We start from the raw sequence: 17,847 nt of genomic DNA, 5'->3' as shown, positions 1-17,847 counted from the left end.
TGCGGCCTATAACTTCGCCTATCTGGATGAGGCGACGAAGCGGATGATCCGCCGCGCCATCCTCAAGGCGCTGGCCATCCCGGGGCACCAGATCCCCTTCGGCGCCCGCGAAATGCCGCTGCCCTATGGCTGGGGTACGGGCGGCATCCAGGTGACGGCCGCCATCCTCGGCCCGCGCGATGTGCTGAAGGTGATTGACCAGGGGGCGGATGACACGACCAATGCCGTCAGCATCCGCGCCTTTTTCGCCCGCGTCGCCGGCGTCGCCACCACCACCCACACGGCCGAGGCGACGATCATCCAGACCCGCCACCGCATCCCCGAACGCCCCCTGCGCGAGGGCCAGGTGATGGTCTTCCAGGTGCCGATGCCCGAGCCGCTCTTCAAGCTCGAACCGCGCCTGGCCGAGACACGCCGCCTGCATGCGCTGGGCGATTACAGCCTGGCGCAGGTGAAGCTCTATGAGGATATCGCCCGCCAGGGCGAGGCGGGCAGCAGCTACAACCACCCCGTCATGGTGGGCGGGCGCTACCTCATGTCGCCCTCGCCCATTCCGGGCTTTGACAATCCGAAGCTGCACATGTCGCCCGCCATCATGCTGTTCGGCGCGGGGCGCGAGAAAAAGATCTACGCCGTGCCGCCCTATACCAGCGTGCAAAGCCTGGATTTCGACGACCATCCCTTCCGCCCGATGCGGGCACCCCATGCCTGCTCGGCCTGCGGCAGCACCACCAGCTACCTTGATGAGATCATCGCCGATGACCAAGGCCAGCGCATCTATGTCTGCTCGGACACGGATCACTGCGGCGAGAATCAGGGGCGATGAGCGCGCCCTTGCTGGAAGCTGCCGGGCTGCATCTGCGCTTCGGCGCCGTGCGCGCGCTGGATGATGTGGCGCTGGACATCCACCCGGGCGAAGTCGTCGCCATTGTCGGTGAAAGCGGTTCGGGCAAATCCACGCTGTTGCGCGTGCTGGCCGGCGCGCTCGATGCCCAGTCCGGCCACGTGCTCTACCGCGACGCGGCGGGCACGCCCCAGGAGATCGGCTCGCTGAGCGAGGCGGCCAAGCGCCGCCTGATGCGCAGCGAATGGGGCTTCGTCCACCAGAATGCGCGCGATGGCCTGCGCATGGGCATCTCCGCCGGCGGCAATATCGGTGAGCGGCTGATGGCGGCCGGTGCGCGCAACTACGCCGAAATCCGCGCCGCCGCCGCCGACTGGATGGCCCGCGTGGAAATGGACCCGGCCCGGATTGACGAGGCGCCGCGCAACTTCTCGGGCGGGATGCAGCAGCGCCTGCAGATCGCCCGCTGCCTGGTCACGCAGCCGCGCCTCGTCTTCATGGATGAGCCCACGGGGGGCCTTGATGTCAGCGTCCAGGCGCGGCTGCTGGATCTGATCCGCGGGCTGGTCGCCGAACTCGGCCTCGCGGTGTTTTTCGTGACGCATGACATTGCCGCCGCCCGGCTGCTCGCGCATCGCATCATCGTCATGCGGCATGGGCGCATCGTGGAACAGGGCCTGGCCGATCGCGTGCTGGATGATCCGCGGCATGAATACACGCAGCTCCTCGTCGCCTCGGTGCTCTCGGCATGAGGGCCGCGATTCGCGTGGAAGCCCTGGCCAAGGGCTTCACCCTGCATCTGCAGGGCGGCATCGGCTTTGACGTCCTGCGCGATGAGGCGCTGGCCGTCATGCCCGGCGAATGCGTGGCCCTCACCGGGCCGTCAGGTGCCGGCAAATCCACGCTGATGCGTTGCCTGCAAGGCAATTACGGCAGCGATTCGGGGCATATCTGGCTCACCCATCGCGGCGCGGAAGTGGACCTCGCCGCCGCCGATCCGCGCCTTGTCCGTGAAATCCGGCTGGAGACGCTGGGCTATGTCTCGCAATTCCTGCGCGTCATCCCGCGCGTCTCGGCGCGCGATGTGGTGGCGGAACCCCTGAGTGCGCGCGGCATGCCCCGCGCAGAGGCCGAGGCGCGCGCCACGGCGCTGCTGACGCGCCTCAACCTGCCGCCCCGCCTGCATGGCCTGCCGCCCGCCACCTTTTCGGGCGGGGAGCAGCAGCGGGTGAACCTGGCGCGCGGCTTCGCGCCCGACTACCCCATCCTGCTGCTCGATGAGCCCACCGCCAGCCTGGACGCCGGCAATCGAGAGGTGGTGATCGCCCTGATCGCCGAGGCCAAGGCGCGGGGTGCCGCCCTGGTCGGCATCTTCCACGACATCGAGGTGCGGGACCGGGTCGCGGATCGCACGCATGAGATTCTTCCGGTAGAAGACGCCGCATGACGACAGAGACGGTTTTGACCAATGCCCGCCTCATCCTGCCCGAGGCGGAGATGGAGGGCACGCTGCTCCTGCGCGATGGCCGCATCGCCGACATCCAGCCCGGCCGCGCCCACCACGCCAGCGCCCTGGATTGCGAGGGCGATGTGATCATCCCCGGTGTGGTGGATGTGCACACGGATAATCTGGAACGGCAGGTGCAGCCCCGCGCCAATGCGCGCTGGCCCTCGGTCTCGGCCTTCATCTCGCATGACGCGCAATGCGCCGCCGCCGGTGTCACCACCGTGCTGGATGCGCTGTGCCTGGGCGATCTCGGCTTTGATCAGGGGCGCGACCAGACCTTCCATGACGGCGTGCGGGACCTGGCGGCGCTGCACGGCCAGCCCTTCATGAAGGCTGAGCATCTGCTGCATCTGCGCTGCGAACTCCCCGCGCGCGACATGCCGGCCCTGCTGGAAGGGGTGGCGGACCATCCGCTGATTGCCATGGTCAGCCTGATGGACCACTCGCCTGGTGTCGGCCAGTACCGGGACCTGGCCCGCTATCGGGCCATGCGCATCAAGCAGACGCGCATGACCGACGCCGAGGTGGAAATCCGCATCCTCAAGCTCCAGGCGCAGCGGGCCGAGCTGCGCGAGCGCCAGCGCCGCCTCGTCATTGACCGCTTCGCCGGCCGCAACATCCCGCTGGCCAGCCATGATGACGAGGATGCGAGCGAGGTGCGCCGCAATGCCGAGGACGGCATCCGCGTCAGCGAGTTTCCGGTGACGATGGAAGCCGCCCTGGAGGCCGCGCGAATCGGCGTCGGCGTCATCGCGGGTTCGCCCAATATCGTGCGCGGCGGCAGCCATTCGGGCAATGTCGCCGCCATGGACCTGGTCCGCGCCGGCGCGGTGCATGTGTTGGCCAGCGATTACGTGCCGCCCGCGCTGATCGAGGCCGCCTTCCTGATCGCGGCCGAAATCGGCCTGCCGCGCGCCATCGCCACCATCACAAGCGGGCCCGCCGCCATGTGCAATCTGAACGATCGCGGGCGCCTGGAGGCCGGGCTGCGCGCCGATCTCGTGCGGCTGGGGCGTTACGGGGCCATGCCGGTGGTGCGGCAGGTGTGGCGGGGCAGGGCGCGGGTGATTTGAGCAGGAAAAGGGCCTCCGGCGGCTGGGGCCTCAGGCCCCAGACCCCATTCCGATGATGCGCGTCGCCATCTATTGGGCGCCTGAGCTGGATGACCCGCTGCATGCCGCCGGCAGCGCCTGGCTTGGGCGCGATGCGGAAACCGCCGCGCGCGTGCCGCAGCCGCCCATCCCGGGCCTCGCTGACCTCACCGCCGATCCGCGCAGCTATGGCCTGCATGCGACGCTGAAGCCGCCCTTTCGCCTCGCCACCCGCTACCAGGATTTCATCGTCGAGGCCGCGCGCTGGGCCGAAAGCCAAGCCCCCTTAACCCTTCCGCCGCTCTCGGTGCAGGACCTCAAGGGCTTCCTGGCCCTGCGCGAAACAGCACCCTGCCCGCCGCTGCATGCCCTGGCCGATTCGGCGGTCGCGTCGCTCGACCATCACCGCGCGCCCCCCACCGAGGAGGAGCTGGCCCGCCGCCGCAAGGCCAAGCTCAGCGCCACGCAGGAGGCGATGCTGACGCGCTGGGGCTACCCTTATGTGATGGGTGAGTGGCAATTCCACGTCACCCTCACGCATCGGCTGGGGGCCGAGGATGCGGCACGCATCCGCCCCTTCGCGGAGGCGCATTTCGCGGGGCCGGCCCGACAGCCCCGGCGGGTCGGGGCGGTCTGCGTCTTCACGCAGGCCGCCCCGGGTCAGCCCTTCCTGATCGCGGAACGGCTCAGCCTCAGCGGGCCGGCAGCGTAGCCGGCGCTTCACCGCGCGGGCCGCCGCCATGATGGCCACGATGATGGCCGCGCTGGGGCAGCTCCTCACGCACCACCGCGCCATCGCCATTGGCATCCGCCGCGCGGAAGCGGGCTTCCACCGCCGGGCGGATTTCCACCAGCGTCACCTGGCCGTTCCGGTCCGCGTCCAGGGCGCGGAACATGGCGGCGCGGCCTTGCTCCATGCGCGCGGCGTGCTCGGGCCGTGGCGTGGGGGCATTGGCCGGGCGGACGCGCAGCGTGGCGAATTCCTCGATGCTGAGGCCGCCGCTGCGATCGGCATCGGCGGTGGCGAAGCGCGTCGTCACGAAGGTCCAGGATTCCTCGAAAGTGATGCGGCCATCGCGATTGGCGTCCAGCAGCTCGAACATCCGCGCGCCACGATCTCCGCGCGGGCCACGATCGGGGCGCGCATCGGTAGCAGCAGGGGGTGCGCCAGGGGGAGTCGCGGCGGGCTGGGCATGGGCCAGGCCGGCGCTGATGAGGATCAGGCCAAGGCCGAGGGTGGGGGCGAATTTCATCGGTGTTCTCCAGTTGCGGGAGACGGCGTGTGTGTCGCTCCGTTGTCAGGAAGATGGGCGCCGAATGTAACAGGCGCATGCCGGAGAGCGCTTCAGCGCGTGAGGAAATGTGACGCCCTGATCCATCAGGCCGGGAATGCCGGGTGTCGGATTTGAACCGACGACCTACCGCTTACAAGGCGGTTGCTCTACCCCTGAGCTAACCCGGCGCCGCCCTCTTTCTATGACAGCACGGCGCCGCTTGCCAGCGGGGCCTGCCCGCGCTTCATGGAGGCATGCGCCAGCAACGACACCGCCCCCGCCCCCAGGATACCGCACCCGGCAATGACGGGGGGGCCGTCTGGCTCTATGGCCTGCACGCCGTCTCGGCCGCCTTGGCCAATCCTGCCCGCCGCCTGCGCCGCCTCCTGGTCACGCGCGGCGCCGAGCAGGAGCTGGCCGAGCGCTTCTCCCCCCCCTGGCGCATCGCGCCCGAGCCGGTGGAGCGCAACCGCCTCGATGCGCTTTTGCCGCCCGATGCCATCCACCAGGGGGCCGCCCTGCTGGTGGACCCGCTGCCCTCCCCCGCCATGGAGCGGCTGCTGGAGGGCACCACCGGCCCCGTCCTGGTGCTGGACCAGGTGACGGACCCGCGCAATGTCGGCGCCATCCTGCGCTCGGCCGCGGCTTTTGGCGCGGCGGCCCTGGTGGTGCAGGAGCGCCATGCCCCGCAGGAAACCGGCGCGCTGGCCCGCGCCGCCTCGGGCGCGCTGGAGGTGGTGCCCATCCTGCGGGAGGTCAATCTCGCCCGCGCGCTGGACCAGTTGAAGAAGGCCGGGCTCTGGGTGGTGGGGCTGGAGGCGGCAGGGCCCGTCACCCTCGCGCAGTCGGGGCTGACCGGGCGGCGCGTCGCACTCGTGCTGGGTGCCGAGGGCGAGGGCCTGCGCCGCCTGACGCGTGAGACCTGCGATGAGCTGGTGCGCCTGCCGATCCATTCGGCGATGGAAAGCCTGAATGTCTCGGCCGCCGCCGCCGTCGCCTTGTATGAACTGGCCAGGGAGTGAACCAGATGAGCCAAGCCGCCGAGATGATCCTGGAGGCCCGCCGCGCCCGCCGCATCCTGCCCCCCCTTGGTGCTGCGGCGCCGCGCGATGTGGCCGCCGGCTATGCCGTGCAGCATGCCGTCGCCACCGCTCAGGGCGCCCTGCCGCCCGCCGGCTTCAAGATCGGCGCCACGACGAAGCAGATGCAGGAATATCTGGGCCTCGCGCATCCTGCGGCCGGCTTCGTGCCGGCGGGCAGCCTGAATGCCGATGGCTTCACCGCCCCCTATGCGCAATTCCTCGGCCTCGGCGTCGAATGCGAGGTGGGTGTGCGCCTCGGGGCGGATCTGCCCTTCGGCCCCACCACCCGCGCAGCGGCCGAAGCCGCCGTGGCGGAGGTCTTTCCCGCCATCGAGATCGTGGAGAAGCGCTATGGCGATCTGGCGGCGCTGGGCACGCCCACGCTGATCGCCGACCAGGTGTTCCATGCCTCCGGCGTGCTGGGCCGCCCTGCCGCGGATTGGCGGGCGCTGGACCTCGGCGCCATGCGGGGCGAGATGTTCGTGGATGGCGCCTCACGCGGGGGCGGCCATGGGCGCGATCTGCTGGGCCACCCGATGGAGGCGCTGGCCTGGCTCGCGGGCTCGGGGGCGGCCGAGGTGTTTGGCGGGTTGAAGGCGGGCCAGGTGGTCTGGCTCGGTTCCGTCACGCCGCCGATCTGGCTGGATGGCCCCTGCGCGGTGCGGGTGGTGTTCGAGGGCCTGGGCGAAGTTTCAGCGAAATTCATGTGATTTGGCCGCCGGGGCAAGGCTCTGTTAACGCCCCGCCCGCTAGAACGCCCAAAGCCGGAGCTGAGCCGGACGGAAACCTACCGCCAGGAGGGCGGGCAAGCGGATGAATGATCCCATGCCCCCGCCCTCCGACTGGAAGGACATGCCGGATGAGTTGCAACTCGTCCTGGCACGCGAAGCCCTGCGCCGCGCGGCTGAAACCCTGGCCGAGCACGCCGAATTGCTCGCCCTCGAAATGGAGGATGGCGCGCTGCGCGATCGCGGCGGGCCGGATGCCTTGCGGCTCTTTGCCTCGGTCGTGCGTGCCACGAGCCTCGACTCGATGGGGCCGGTGGGCCACGCGTGAATTGCAGCCCGGGCCAGGATGTCCGAGGCTGACAGCGCCGCCCCCAGGCGCTATGTGACATGGCGGCGATGACATCCGGGCGTAAGCCGGGGCATCGCCGCCGTGACGATAAAAAACAGGGGAAACAGGCCGCCATGATCCGCAAGCTTCTGGCCATGACGTTTTTGAGCATGGGCGCCATCGCTGGCACGCCCGGCGCGGCCATGGCCCAGCCCGCCGCCTGCTCGCATCGCGGCGCGCTGGATGATGCCTATTGCGATGAAAACCGGGACCTCGTCGCCGATGTGCCGACCGACCCCGCCCGGCTGCGCAACCCGAGCACGCTGGTCTTCGCCTATACCCCGGTGGAGGACCCCGCCCTCTACGCCAGCCAGTTCCGGCCGCTGATGGAATACCTCACGCAATGCACCGGCAAGCGCGTGGTGTATTTCCAGGTGACGAGCAATGCGGCGCAGGTCGAGGCCATGCGCTCCGGGCGCCTGCATATCGCCGGCTTCTCGACCGGCCCCACCGCCTTCGCCGTCAATCTCGCCGGCGCCGTGCCCTTCGCCATCAAGGGCAATGAGCGCGAGTTCGAGAGCTATCGCGTCGTTGTCGTCACCCGCGCCAATTCGGAGATCCGCACCCTGGCGGATCTGCGCGGCAAGCGCGTGGCGCACACCTCGGCCACCTCCAATTCGGGCAATCTGGCGCCGCGGGCACTCTTCCCGGCGGCGGGCGTCACGCCGGATACCGATTACCGCGTGCTGTTCTCCGGCGGGCATGACCGCTCGGTGATGGGCGTGAATGCCGGGGATTTCGACGCCGCTCCGGTGGCGAGCGATGTGTATAACCGCATGATCGGCCGCGGCCAGGTGCAGGCGGCCAATCTGCGCAGCATCTGGCAGAGCGACCCCTTCCCCACAAGCAGCTTCGCCCTCGCGCATGACCTCCAGCCCGAGCTCGCCCAGCGCATCCGCCAATGCTTCTATGATTTCCGCTTCCCCGCCGCCATGGCGCGGGACCTGGGCGGCAATGACCGCTTCTGGCCCGCCACCTATCAGCGCGAATGGGCCCCCGTCCGCGCCGTGGCGGATGCGGCGAACGCGCCCTACACCCGCGCCGCCTTTGACCAGGAAAGCCGGCGCGAACTGGAAGCCGAAGCCCGCCGCCGCGCCGCCCAGCAACAACCGGCTCCCGCCGCCGCGCCCGCCACGCCGCCGCCGCGGTGAAGCCCATCCTGAAGATCGTCGGGCTGGAGAAATCCTACACCCCCGGCAAGCCGGTGCTGAAGGGCATCAACCTGGAGATCGGCGCGCAGGGCATCACCGCCGTGATCGGCCCTTCGGGCACCGGCAAATCCACCCTGCTGCGCTGCATCAATCGCCTGGTGGAGCCCAGCGCCGGCGCTATCTGGATGGGCGAGGAGGATCTGGCGAAGCTGCGCGGCCGCCACTTGCGCAATGCGCGCCGCCGCATCGGCATGGTGTTCCAGGAATACAACCTGGTGGAGCGCCTGACGGTGATGGAGAATGTCCTCACCGGGCGGCTCGGCTATGTGCCGCTCTGGCGGGCCTGGCTGCGAAAATATCCGCAGGCCGATATTGATCGCGCCTTCGCCCTGCTGGATGCCGTGGGCCTGCCGGACCAGGCCACGCGCCGGGCGGATGCGCTCTCGGGCGGGCAGCGCCAGCGCGTCGGCATCGCGCGCGCCCTGATGCAATCCCCGGCCCTGCTGCTGGCCGATGAGCCCACCTCCTCGCTCGATCCCAAGACCGCCGTCGAGGTGATGGAACTCATGGCCCGCCTGACCGGCGAGGCGGGTGTTCCGGTCATCGTCAACATCCACAATGTGGAGCTGGCTCGCCGCTTCGCCATCCGCATCATCGGAATGACCGGCGGCGAGGTGGTCTATGACGGCCCGCCGGAAGCCATCGGCAACCACCATCTGCGCCAGATCTATGGCGGCGAAGACTGGATGTGAGCGCCTCCATTCCCAAAAGGGACCGCAACCCTTTCCCGCCCAACTGGCCCGCGCGCATCGGCGCCTTGGCGGGCCTGATCTACGTGATCTATGCCAGCACCCAGCTCGGCATCACGGCCGAGCGCCTGGGCCGGGGCTTCGGCGAGGCGGGGCGTTTCCTGGCCCGCATGTTCCCGCCCAATTTCGACCGCTGGGAATTGCTGATGGAAGGCATGCTGGAAAGCCTGCAGATCGCGCTGCTTTCCACGGCCCTCGGCATCCTGCTCTCCTTGCCGCTGGGCCTGATGGCGGCGCGCAACCTCTCGCCTGGCTGGCTCTGCGCGCCCACGCGCGGCTTCATCGCGGTGTGCCGTTCGCTGCACTACGTCATCGTCGCGATCATCTTCGTGAAGGCGCTGGGCTTTGGCGCGCTGGCGGGGGTGGCGGCACTCACCGTCGCTTCCATGGGCTTCATCGCCAAGCTCTTTGCCGAGGCGATCGAGGAAATCAGCATGAAGCAGGTGGAGGCGGTCCGCGCCTCGGGCGCCTCGCCCTCGGGCGTGCTGGTCTATGGCGTGGTGCCGCAGGTGGCCTCGCGCTTCATCGGCTTCGGCATCTACCTGCTCGATTCCAACCTGCGCAATTCCACGCTGGTCGGCATCGTCGGCGCGGGCGGCATCGGCGGCACGCTCTTCGCGGCCTTCAAGCGCTTCGACTATGATTTCGTCTGCGCCATCCTGCTCAGCATCATCACGCTGATCTTCGTGACCGAGGTGATCTCGGGCCGCATCCGGGCGGCCCTGCGATGAGCCCGGCCGGCGCCACGCTGCCGCACCGCGAATGGGTCCGCCATTCCTTCGCCGAGCGGATGCTGCGCTACATGCTCTGGCTCGGCTTCGTCGCGGCGCTGGTCTGGGCGGTGCGCTCCATCGAGATCATCCCCGAATTCCTGGCCGATGCGCCGGAGCAGATGGCCGATCTGCTGATCCGCATGTGGCCGCCCGATGTCGCGCATTACTATCCCGCCGTGCATGTGGCGATGATCGAGACGCTGCACATCGCGAGCCTGGGCACGCTCATGGGCGTGGCCCTGGCCATCCCCGTGGCACTGCTGGCCGCGCGCAACATCTGCCGCAATGCCGCGCTGAATGTGCTGGCGCAGTTCATCCTCGTCTCCTCGCGCAGCGTGAACAGCCTGGTCTGGGCCTTGATCTTCGTCGCCGTCTTCGGCCCCGGCCCGGCGGCGGGGACCTTCGCCATCGCCTTCCGCTCCATCGGCTTCGTCGGCAAGCTCCTGGCCGAGGCGATCGAGGAATCGGCGGCCGGCCCGGTGGAGGCGCTGGAAGCCAGCGGCGCGCCCTGGGGCCACCGCATGATCAAGGGCATCTGGCCGCAGGTGCAGCCGGCCTTCTGGGGCATCGCCTTGTTCCGCTGGGATATCAATGTGCGCGAATCCGCGGTGCTGGGCCTGGTGGGGGCCGGCGGCATCGGCGTGGTGCTGGATGATGCGATCAACTTCTTCCAATGGGGGCGGGTCGGCACCATCTTGCTCGCTATTCTCGCCGTTGTGGTGGTGGCGGAAATCCTGGTGACACGCATCCGCGCCAAGCTGATCTGACCGGACACATATGCAGGCTTTTGACATTCTGGTGGTGGGTGGCGGCGTCAATGGCGCGGGCATCGCGCGGGACCTCAGCGGGCGCGGCTATTCCGTCATCCTGGCCGAGCAGGGGGATCTGGCGCAGGCCACCTCCTCCGCCTCCTCCAAGCTCATCCATGGCGGCCTGCGCTACCTGGAGCATTACGAGTTCCGCCTGGTGCGTGAGGCGCTGGGCGAGCGCGAGGTGCTGCTGCGGATGGCGCCCCACATCATCTGGCCGCTGCGCTTCGTGCTGCCGCACCGGCCGGAGATGCGGCCACGCTGGCTGATCCGGGCCGGGCTGTTCCTCTATGACCACCTCGCCCGCCGCGTCTCGCTGCCCGGCGCGCAATCCTTCCTGACGGCCCAAAGCCCGATGGGCGCGGCACTCAAGCCCGACATCACCCACGCCTTCGCCTATTCCGACGCCTGGGTGGAGGATAGCCGCCTTGTGTTGCTGAACGCGCTGGATGCGAAGCGGCGCGGTGCCGATATCCGCACCCGCACCCGCTTCGAGGAAGCAACCCGCCACCCCGGCCACTGGGATGTGACCCTGCGCGGGCCGGATGCGCAGGGCCAGCGCATCCGCGTGCGGGGCATCGTCAATGCCGCCGGCCCCTGGGTGCAGCGCGCCCTGGATTCGGCCCATACCGACCGCCCCGGCGCGGTGCGGCTGATCCGTGGCAGCCACATCGTCCTGCCCCGGCTCTACGAGGGCGAGCACGCCTTCATCCTGCAGAATGATGACCGCCGCGTGGTCTTCGTCATTCCCTATGAGCAGGATTTCAGCCTGATCGGCACGACCGATGTCCCGCATGAGGGCGATGCCGCCTCCGCCCATTGCACGGCCGAGGAGGCCGAATATCTCTGCGCCGCCGTCTCCCGCCAGTTCCGCCGGCAGATCACGCCGGCGGAGATCATCTGGTCCTATTCGGGCGTGCGGCCGCTGTTCGACGATGGCGCGGATGATCCCTCGGCCGTCACGCGCGACTATGTGCTGAAGCTGGATGAGGCGGCCGCCCCGCTGCTCAGCGTCTATGGCGGCAAGATCACCACCTTCCGCCGCCTGGCCGAGGAAGCGACGGGGCAGATCGCCAAGGCGCTGGGCCGCGAGGGAACGCCCTGGACCGCCGGCGCCACCCTGCCCGGCGGCGATCTCGGCGGCCGGAGCATCGCGGCCTTCACGGCCGAGATGGCACGCGCCCTGCCCTTCCTCGATCCGGCCTCCCTGCCGCGGCTGGTGCGCACCCATGGCAGCGAGCTGCCGCTGGTCTTTGCCGGCGGCGATCCCGGCCAGGCGCTCGGCGCCGGCTTCACCGAGGCGGAGCTGCACTGGATGCGGCGCGAGGAATGGGTGCGCTCGGCCGAGGATGCGCTGTGGCGCCGCACCAAGCTCGGCCTGCACATGACCGCGACGGAGCGCGAGGCGGTGGCGGCGCGCTTCGATACGGTCTGACGCGGCGCCCGGGCGGCGGGCACCATCACGGAAAGTCGCGCCAGCCCTCTGCCTGCACTGATATTCCGGCCGGCGCGGCCAGGGCGATGCGCCGGGCTTCTGTTTTCACGCATTTTCCATGTCGCCATGCGAAGCCGCATGGCATTGAAAACGCCTCAGCCCTGCTCCAGCTCGCTGTCCCAGTAGAGATAGTCGCGCCAGCTTTCATGCAGGTGGTTGGGCGGGAAGCTGCGGCCATTCTCCTGCAATTCCCAGCTGGTCGGCTGGCGCGGCACCTGGCGGGGCAGCATGTGGCATTCGCGGGGCAATGCGCTGCCCTTGCGCAGGTTGCAGGGGCCGCAAGCCGCAACGACGTTTTCCCAGCTGGTCCGCCCGCCACGGGAGCGCGGGATCACATGGTCGAACGTAAGTTCCTGGGCGGGGAGTTCATCGCCGCAATACTGGCAACCGAAGCGGTCCCGCAGGAAGACGTTGAAGCGCGTGAAGGCCGGGCGACGCGCCGCAGGGATATATTCGCGCAGCGCAATGACCGAGGGCAGGCGCAGCGCGAAGGAGGGGGAATGCACCTCCGTCTCGTATTCGCTGAGGACGGAGACGCGGTCCAGCACCACCGCCTTCACCGCATCCTGCCAGGCCCAGACCGAGAGCGGGAAATAGGAAAGTGGGCGAAAATCCGCGTTCAGGACCAGGGCGGGAAAACCGCCAGGACCGGTGATTTGAGGGATGAGACTGCCGTCGGGCAAACCAAGCTCCTCTCTCTGCCAAAAAGGCCAATCAAGGCCAAGCAGACGGGATGCTCCGTTCCGGGTGCGGCAAGGCTCCCGGATTCGGTGCGCCGCCTACAATAGCGCCATCTGCATGGCACCCTTGCCGCATTGCCGCAAGCGGGGCATGGCGGCTTTCACGGGCCCGTCATACAGGGCGTGCCCGCCGGAACCGCCGCATGCTGCCTGTTTCCCCCTCTGGCCTCCCCCCTGGTTGCACCACGCGCTTCGCGCCCTCACCCACCGGGCTGCTGCATCTGGGCCACGCCCATGCGGCGCTGTTTGCCGCCATCGCCGCGGAGCAATCGGGCGGCCGCTTCCTGCTGCGGATCGAGGATATTGACGCCACACGCTGCCGCCCGGAATTCACCGCCGCCATCCTGGAGGATCTCGGCTGGCTCGGCTTGCGCTGGGCCGGGGAGCCGCGCGTGCAATCCGCTTGCATGCCGCATTACCGCGCAACGCTGGCGGCACTCCAGCGGCGCGGGCTGCTCTACCCCTGCTTCTGCACGCGCAGCGACATCGCCGCGGCGATCGCAGCCAGCCATGGCACGGCCGCCATCTATCCCGGCACCTGCCGCAACCTGCCGCACGCGCAAGCGCAGGCCCGCATCGCCGGCGGCCAGCCCTACGCGCTGCGGCTGAACACGGCCCGCGCCCTGACGGAAACCGGCCCCCTCGCCTTCACCGACCTGATCCACGGCCCACGCCGCTGCACGCCCGAAGCCCAGGGCGATGTGGTGCTGGCCCGCCGGGACATCCCCGCCTCCTACCACCTCTGCGTCACGCAGGATGACGCGGAACAGGGCGTCAGCCTCGTCACGCGCGGCGAGGATCTGCTGGAAGCGACCGATATCCACCGTTTGCTCCAGGCTCTGATGGGCTGGCCCGCGCCGCTTTACGCCCATCACGGCCTCATCACCGATGAACAGGGCCGCCGCCTCGCCAAGCGCGACCAGGCGCCGACGCTGCGCGCCATGCGCGCAAGTGGCATGAGCGCAGCGGAGGTGCGCGCAGCGGCGGGTTTCCCCTAAGCTTCCCACCGTGACCCCGCGCGCCACCGGCCTCCTGCTGCTTGTACTGACCGGCCTGGGCTGGGGCTCCAACTGGCCCGCCATGCAATTGCTCCTGCGCGAGATGCCGCCGCTCGCCGCGCGGTCCTATGCCGGGCTCGCTTCCTCGTTGATCTTCGGGCTGGGCGCCCTGGCATTCGGCGTGACGCTGCGGGTGCCGCGCCGCATGTGGGCGCGGCTGATGCTTTCCTCGCTGCTCAATGTCACGGCCTGGATGGGCCTCGCCACGGTCGGCCTGCTGTGGCTGAGTGCCGCCGAAGCCGCCACCCTCGCCTACACCATGCCGGTCTGGGCCGCGCTGCTGGCCTGGCCCATCCTGGGCGAGCGGCCGAGTGCGGCGAAGCTCGCGGGCCTCGTGCTGGGCATCGGCGGTGTGGTGATCCTGTTCGCCGGGCGCGGCGTGGAAGTCGGGCTGGAGAAGCTGCCGGGCATGCTGATGCTGCTGGCCGCCGCCATGCTGTTCGCCCTCGGCGCGGTGCTGTCCAAGCGCTATCCGCTGCCGATGCATCCTGTCGCGGCGATGGTCTGGCAGGTGGGGCTGGGCTGCCTGCCGCTGTTTCTGCTCTCGCCCTTCCTGGAGGAGGTTCAGCTGGCCGAGCTTTCGGGGCTGGGCTGGTTCCTGATGGGCTGGATGGCGATTGTGGCACTCGGCATCGCCTATCTCGCCTGGTTCGGCGCGCTGGCGCGGCTGCCGGCCAGCACCGCCACCATCGGGACATTGCTGGTGCCCATCGTCGCCGTGCTGGCCACCGGGCTGCTGCTGGGCGAGCCGCTGGGCCTGCGCGAATGGGGGGCGCTGGGCTTCACCCTCGCCGGCGTGCTGCTCGCCACCCGGCAGCGCGCATGACGCCCCGCCAGACGGGCCTGATGCTGCTGATGATGACGGCGGTGAATTGGGGCGCCACCTGGCCCGTCCTGAAATTCCTGCTGACGGAATTGCCGCCGCTCTCCATGCGCGCGCTTGGCAGCGGGACGCTGGCCGTGCTGCTGGCGCTGGGTGCGATGGCGTTTCGCATCAGCCTGCATGTGCCGCCCGCGCAGCGCCGCCGGCTGGTCTTGTACGCGCTGCTGAACATCACCGCCTGGATGGCCTTCGGCACGCTGGCCCTGCGCTGGCTGAGCGCTTCGGAGGCCGCGATCCTCGCCTATACCATGCCCGTCTGGGCGGCACTTTTCGCCTGGCCCATCCTGGGCGAGAAGCCCGGCCCTGCGCGCCTCGCGGGGCTGGCACTGGGCTTTGGCAGCATCATCGTGCTGTTTGCCGGGCGCGGGGTGGAGCTGGGGCTGGCGAAGCTGCCCGGCCTACTCTTCATCCTCGCCTCGGCGCTGCTTTTCGCGCTGGGGGCCGTGCTCTCCAAGCGGCGGCCGCTGGTGCTGCATCCCATCACCGCGCTGGCCTGGCAGATGGCCATCGGCTGCGTGCCCATGGCCGTGCTGGCGCCGCTGCTGGAAAGCTTCCACCCGGCACTGGTGACGCCGCCGGTCTGGTTCTGGTTCGGCTGGTTCATGATCTTCTCGATGGGGCTCTCCTACCTCACCTGGTTCGGCGCGCTGGCGCGGCTGCCGGCCTCCACCGCGGCCATCGGCACGCTGCTGGCGCCGGTGCTGAGCGTGCTGGGGGCCGGGCTGTTTCTCGGCGAGCCGCTGGGCTGGCGGGAGGCGCTGGCACTGAGTGGCACCCTGGCCGCGGTGGCGCTGGCGGTGGGAGTGCGCGATAAGCCCCGATGACCCCCATTCTCCGCCTGCAGCCCGGCCGTGACCGCCGGGTGAAATCCGGCCACCCCTGGGCCTTCTCCAATGAAATCGTGATGGATGCCGGCGCCCGCGCCCTGCCGCCCGGCCAGGCCGTCCGGCTGGAGGGGGATGACGGCGTGAAGCACGGCGTCTGGCACTTTAACCCGCATAGCCTGATCGCCGCCCGCGCGCTGGACCGCGATGCCGCGGCCACTCCGGACGCCGCCTGGTTCGAGGCGCGGATCGGCGCCGCGCTGAAGCTGCGCGAACGGCTCGGCATCGCCCGCTTCTGCCGCCTCGTGCATGCGGAAGCCGATGGCCTGCCTGGCCTGATCCTGGACCGCTTCGATGATGTGTTGGCACTCCAGGCCAATACGGTGGGCATGGAAGCGGCCATGCCGCTGATCGTCGAGGCGCTGCGCCGGCTGCTCAACCCGCGCAGCATCCTCGCCCGCAATGACAGCGCGGTGCGCACGCTGGAGGGCCTGCCGCTGGAAACCAGGCTGCTGCACGGTACCGAGGCGCGCGCCCGCGTGGAAGAAGGTGGCCTCGCTTTCGAGGTGGACCTCCTCGCCGGCCAGAAGACCGGCTGGTTCTTCGACCAGCGCGAGAATCGCGCGCGGGTCGCGGCCCTCGCTTCGGGTGCCACGCTGCTCGATGCCTTCTGCCACACCGGCGGCTTCGGCCTGCTGGCGGCCCAGGCCGGCGCGCGCGAGGTGACGCTGCTGGACCGTTCGCAGCCCGCACTCGAACTCGCCATGGCCTCGGCCGCCGCGAATGGCGTGCAAGGCCGCGTCGCCGCCCAGAAGGGCGAGGCGCTGGAAACGCTGGAGCGCATGGTGGGCGGCCAGCGGCGGTTTGACATCGTGGTGGCGGACCCGCCGGCCTTCGCCAAATCGCGCAAGGATATTCCGGCCGCCCTGCGCGCCTATCAGCGGCTGGCGCGGATTTGCGCGCAGCTGGTCAATCCGGGCGGGTTTCTCTTCATCGCCTCATGCTCGCACCACGCGGCCCCGCTGGAATTCGCGGCGGCCGTGGCGGAGGGCGTCTGGAAAGCCCGGCGCGAGGCGCGGCTGCTGGCCAGCACCGGCGCCGGCCCGGACCATCCCGTGCACCCCATGCTGCCCGAGAGCGCCTATCTGAAGGCGCAGCTTCTGCAACTGGGATGACACTGGCCGAGGCCTACCGGCGGACCATCTTCCGCGCGGGCCCAGTCCTCGCGCGGCCCGGCATGCGCAGCGTGTCGGCCGATGAATGGCTGGCGGGCCTGGCAGCGCGGCAGGCCGCCTTCATCACCGCATGGAACCCGATGAGCCGGCGGCATCCGCCCGGCTGGAATCTGCGGCGCCAGGCGGCGCTGCGCGGCGCGCTGCGCCGCAAGCCTGCCCTGGAGGGCATGAGCGGCACGCGCTTCTGGCAGGAACACAACCTCCTCGTCGCGGCTGATGCGCGGCTGTTGCTGCGCGTGGCGCGGCAATTCCGCCAGGCGGCCATCCTCTGCCTGCGTCGGGGCCAGCCCGCGCGGCTGCTGTTCAACCCGCGCTTTGCCGCCGCCGTGCCACGCCATCCGCCACCAGGTTGCAGCCCAGCACGGTGAGCAGGATGGCCAGCCCCGGCCAAAGGGCGGCCAGCGGCGCCTGGAACACCAGCTCCTGCGCATTGGCCAGCATATTCCCCCAGCTGGGCGCGGGTGGTGCGATGCCGAGGCCGAGGAAGCTCAGTACGCTCTCCGCCAGCACCGCGCCGCCCACCGCCAGGGCCGTGGCGATGGCGATGGGCGCCGCCAGCTCCGGCAGCACATGCCGCGCAAGGACCCTGGCCTCGGAGACGCCCATGGCACGGGCGGCGCGCACGAAATCCCGCGCCAGCACCGAAAGCGCCGTGGCCCGCACCAAACGCGCCACGCCCACCCAGCCAAAGGCCGCCAGCAGCACGGCGATGCGCAGGATATCGGCCGCGGCCTCACCGCGCGGCAGCCCGACCACGGCAGGATCGAGTGCCGCGAGGATGACCAGCAGCGGCAGGCCGGGCAGCGCCAGCAGCCCATCGGCCAGGCGCATCAGCACGGCATCCCACACACCCCCCCGCCAGGCGGCCAGCAGGCCGATCACCGTGCCGATGCAGGTGGCGGCCAGGGCGGCCAGCAAGCCGACCGTCAGCGAAACCCGCGCCCCATGCAGCAGCCGCAGCAGCAGATCCCGCCCCAATTCATCCGTGCCGAGCGGGTGGCGGGCCGAGGGCGCCTCGAACCGGCTGAACAGATCGGGCAGGAAGGGATCATGCCCCAGCAGCGCGCCCGCCAGCGGGGCGCCGAGTGCCGCGAGCAGCAACAGCCCGAGCAGCGCAAGGCCCGCTTTCATGCGCGGCCCGCGCGCAGGAGCGCTG

General features: G+C 69.9%; 21 protein-coding genes and 1 tRNA gene. 18 read left to right on the top strand and 4 right to left on the bottom strand.

Going from position 1 to position 17,847, the window contains the following annotated elements; translation table 11 throughout:
• Positions 1-43 precede the first annotated feature (43 nt).
• The 5 genes from LHU95_RS11045 to LHU95_RS11025 are packed head-to-tail and all read left to right on the top strand — an operon-like array spanning position 44 to position 4,154.
• Positions 44-826, top strand: coding sequence for an alpha-D-ribose 1-methylphosphonate 5-phosphate C-P-lyase PhnJ (locus LHU95_RS11045; protein WP_248711542.1), 783 nt, complete (start codon positions 44-46; stop codon positions 824-826).
• Complete coding sequence (gene phnK, locus LHU95_RS11040; RefSeq protein ID WP_248711414.1) at positions 823-1,596, top strand: phosphonate C-P lyase system protein PhnK; 774 nt, start codon at positions 823-825, stop codon at positions 1,594-1,596. Before LHU95_RS11045 ends, phnK begins: the two co-directional genes overlap by 4 nt.
• Complete coding sequence (gene phnL / locus LHU95_RS11035) at positions 1,593-2,291, top strand: phosphonate C-P lyase system protein PhnL (RefSeq protein ID WP_248711413.1); 699 nt, start codon at positions 1,593-1,595, stop codon at positions 2,289-2,291. The genes phnK and phnL overlap by 4 nt, the downstream gene beginning before the upstream one ends.
• Positions 2,288-3,424: an alpha-D-ribose 1-methylphosphonate 5-triphosphate diphosphatase gene (locus LHU95_RS11030; RefSeq protein WP_248711412.1), complete on the top strand. Its 1,137-nt coding sequence runs from the start codon at positions 2,288-2,290 to the stop codon at positions 3,422-3,424. The genes phnL and LHU95_RS11030 overlap by 4 nt, the downstream gene beginning before the upstream one ends.
• 52 nt (positions 3,425-3,476) lie before the next feature.
• Entirely contained in the window at positions 3,477-4,154 is a 678-nt protein-coding gene (locus tag LHU95_RS11025) for a DUF1045 domain-containing protein (RefSeq protein WP_248711411.1), read from the top strand.
• On the opposite strand, the gene LHU95_RS11020 is transcribed toward LHU95_RS11025, so the two are convergent.
• Both LHU95_RS11020 and LHU95_RS11015 read right to left on the bottom strand, forming a co-directional pair.
• Entirely contained in the window at positions 4,135-4,695 is a 561-nt protein-coding gene (locus LHU95_RS11020) for a hypothetical protein (RefSeq protein WP_248711410.1), read from the bottom strand. The two genes, LHU95_RS11025 and LHU95_RS11020, sit on opposite strands and share 20 nt — an antisense overlap.
• 137 nt (positions 4,696-4,832) lie before the next feature.
• Positions 4,833-4,904: transfer RNA gene (locus LHU95_RS11015), tRNA-Thr, on the bottom strand.
• 66 nt (positions 4,905-4,970) lie between these two features.
• Between LHU95_RS11015 and rlmB the strand changes: the two genes are divergently transcribed.
• The 8 genes from rlmB (at position 4,971) to glpD (ending at position 11,891) form a co-directional block, all read left to right on the top strand.
• Positions 4,971-5,738 carry a 23S rRNA (guanosine(2251)-2'-O)-methyltransferase RlmB gene (gene rlmB, locus LHU95_RS11010; RefSeq protein ID WP_248711409.1) on the top strand — a complete coding sequence of 256 codons (768 nt, stop codon included), beginning with the start codon at positions 4,971-4,973 and terminating at the stop codon, positions 5,736-5,738.
• A gap of 5 nt (positions 5,739-5,743) precedes the next feature.
• Positions 5,744-6,508, top strand: coding sequence for a fumarylacetoacetate hydrolase family protein (locus tag LHU95_RS11005; RefSeq protein ID WP_248711408.1), 765 nt, complete (start codon positions 5,744-5,746; stop codon positions 6,506-6,508).
• Positions 6,509-6,623: 115 nt separating this feature from the next.
• Positions 6,624-6,854, top strand: a complete 231-nt coding sequence (locus tag LHU95_RS11000; RefSeq protein WP_248711407.1) for a hypothetical protein — start codon at positions 6,624-6,626, stop codon at positions 6,852-6,854.
• 134 nt (positions 6,855-6,988) lie between these two features.
• The gene (phnD, locus tag LHU95_RS10995; RefSeq protein WP_248711406.1) at positions 6,989-8,065 is read left to right on the top strand and encodes a phosphate/phosphite/phosphonate ABC transporter substrate-binding protein; all 1,077 of its coding nucleotides are present in this window, start codon (positions 6,989-6,991) and stop codon (positions 8,063-8,065) included.
• Positions 8,062-8,817, top strand: a complete 756-nt coding sequence (gene phnC, locus LHU95_RS10990) for a phosphonate ABC transporter ATP-binding protein (RefSeq protein WP_248711405.1) — start codon at positions 8,062-8,064, stop codon at positions 8,815-8,817. Before phnD ends, phnC begins: the two co-directional genes overlap by 4 nt.
• Complete coding sequence (gene phnE / locus LHU95_RS10985) at positions 8,814-9,605, top strand: phosphonate ABC transporter, permease protein PhnE (protein WP_248711404.1); 792 nt, start codon at positions 8,814-8,816, stop codon at positions 9,603-9,605. Before phnC ends, phnE (LHU95_RS10985) begins: the two co-directional genes overlap by 4 nt.
• Positions 9,602-10,414, top strand: coding sequence for a phosphonate ABC transporter, permease protein PhnE (gene phnE, locus LHU95_RS10980; protein WP_248711403.1), 813 nt, complete (start codon positions 9,602-9,604; stop codon positions 10,412-10,414). The genes phnE (LHU95_RS10985) and phnE (LHU95_RS10980) overlap by 4 nt, the downstream gene beginning before the upstream one ends.
• Before the next feature lie 10 nt (positions 10,415-10,424).
• Positions 10,425-11,891, top strand: a complete 1,467-nt coding sequence (gene glpD / locus LHU95_RS10975) for a glycerol-3-phosphate dehydrogenase (RefSeq protein ID WP_248711402.1) — start codon at positions 10,425-10,427, stop codon at positions 11,889-11,891.
• A gap of 155 nt (positions 11,892-12,046) precedes the next feature.
• On the opposite strand, the gene LHU95_RS10970 is transcribed toward glpD, so the two are convergent.
• Positions 12,047-12,634, bottom strand: coding sequence for an HNH endonuclease (locus LHU95_RS10970; RefSeq protein WP_248711401.1), 588 nt, complete (start codon positions 12,632-12,634; stop codon positions 12,047-12,049).
• 200 nt (positions 12,635-12,834) lie between these two features.
• Here LHU95_RS10970 and gluQRS point away from each other — a divergent pair, with 200 nt between their 5' ends.
• Genes gluQRS through LHU95_RS10945 form a run of 5 tightly spaced genes read left to right on the top strand, consistent with a single transcriptional unit; the run spans position 12,835 to position 17,059 of the window.
• A complete protein-coding gene (gluQRS, locus tag LHU95_RS10965; RefSeq protein ID WP_248711400.1) occupies positions 12,835-13,689 on the top strand; it encodes a tRNA glutamyl-Q(34) synthetase GluQRS in 855 nt (284 codons plus the stop codon).
• A 10-nt stretch (positions 13,690-13,699) separates the two neighbouring features.
• Positions 13,700-14,575 (top strand): EamA family transporter, encoded by an 876-nt coding sequence (locus tag LHU95_RS10960; RefSeq protein WP_248711399.1) that lies wholly within the window; start codon positions 13,700-13,702, stop codon positions 14,573-14,575.
• On the top strand, positions 14,572-15,456 hold the full coding sequence (locus LHU95_RS10955) for a DMT family transporter (protein WP_248711398.1): 885 nt from the start codon (positions 14,572-14,574) through the stop codon (positions 15,454-15,456). Before LHU95_RS10960 ends, LHU95_RS10955 begins: the two co-directional genes overlap by 4 nt.
• Entirely contained in the window at positions 15,453-16,631 is a 1,179-nt protein-coding gene (locus LHU95_RS10950) for a class I SAM-dependent rRNA methyltransferase (protein ID WP_248711397.1), read from the top strand. Before LHU95_RS10955 ends, LHU95_RS10950 begins: the two co-directional genes overlap by 4 nt.
• Entirely contained in the window at positions 16,628-17,059 is a 432-nt protein-coding gene (locus LHU95_RS10945) for a DUF3293 domain-containing protein (RefSeq protein WP_248711396.1), read from the top strand. The genes LHU95_RS10950 and LHU95_RS10945 overlap by 4 nt, the downstream gene beginning before the upstream one ends.
• On the opposite strand, the gene LHU95_RS10940 is transcribed toward LHU95_RS10945, so the two are convergent.
• Positions 16,995-17,822 carry an ABC transporter permease gene (locus LHU95_RS10940; RefSeq protein WP_248711395.1) on the bottom strand — a complete coding sequence of 276 codons (828 nt, stop codon included), beginning with the start codon at positions 17,820-17,822 and terminating at the stop codon, positions 16,995-16,997. The two genes, LHU95_RS10945 and LHU95_RS10940, sit on opposite strands and share 65 nt — an antisense overlap.
• Between the last annotated feature and the right edge of the window lie 25 nt (positions 17,823-17,847).

The organism is Sediminicoccus sp. KRV36 (assembly GCF_023243115.1).
Taxonomy (GTDB): Bacteria; Pseudomonadota; Alphaproteobacteria; order Acetobacterales; family Acetobacteraceae; genus Roseococcus.
This window is presented reverse-complemented; position numbering and strand designations above follow the sequence as displayed.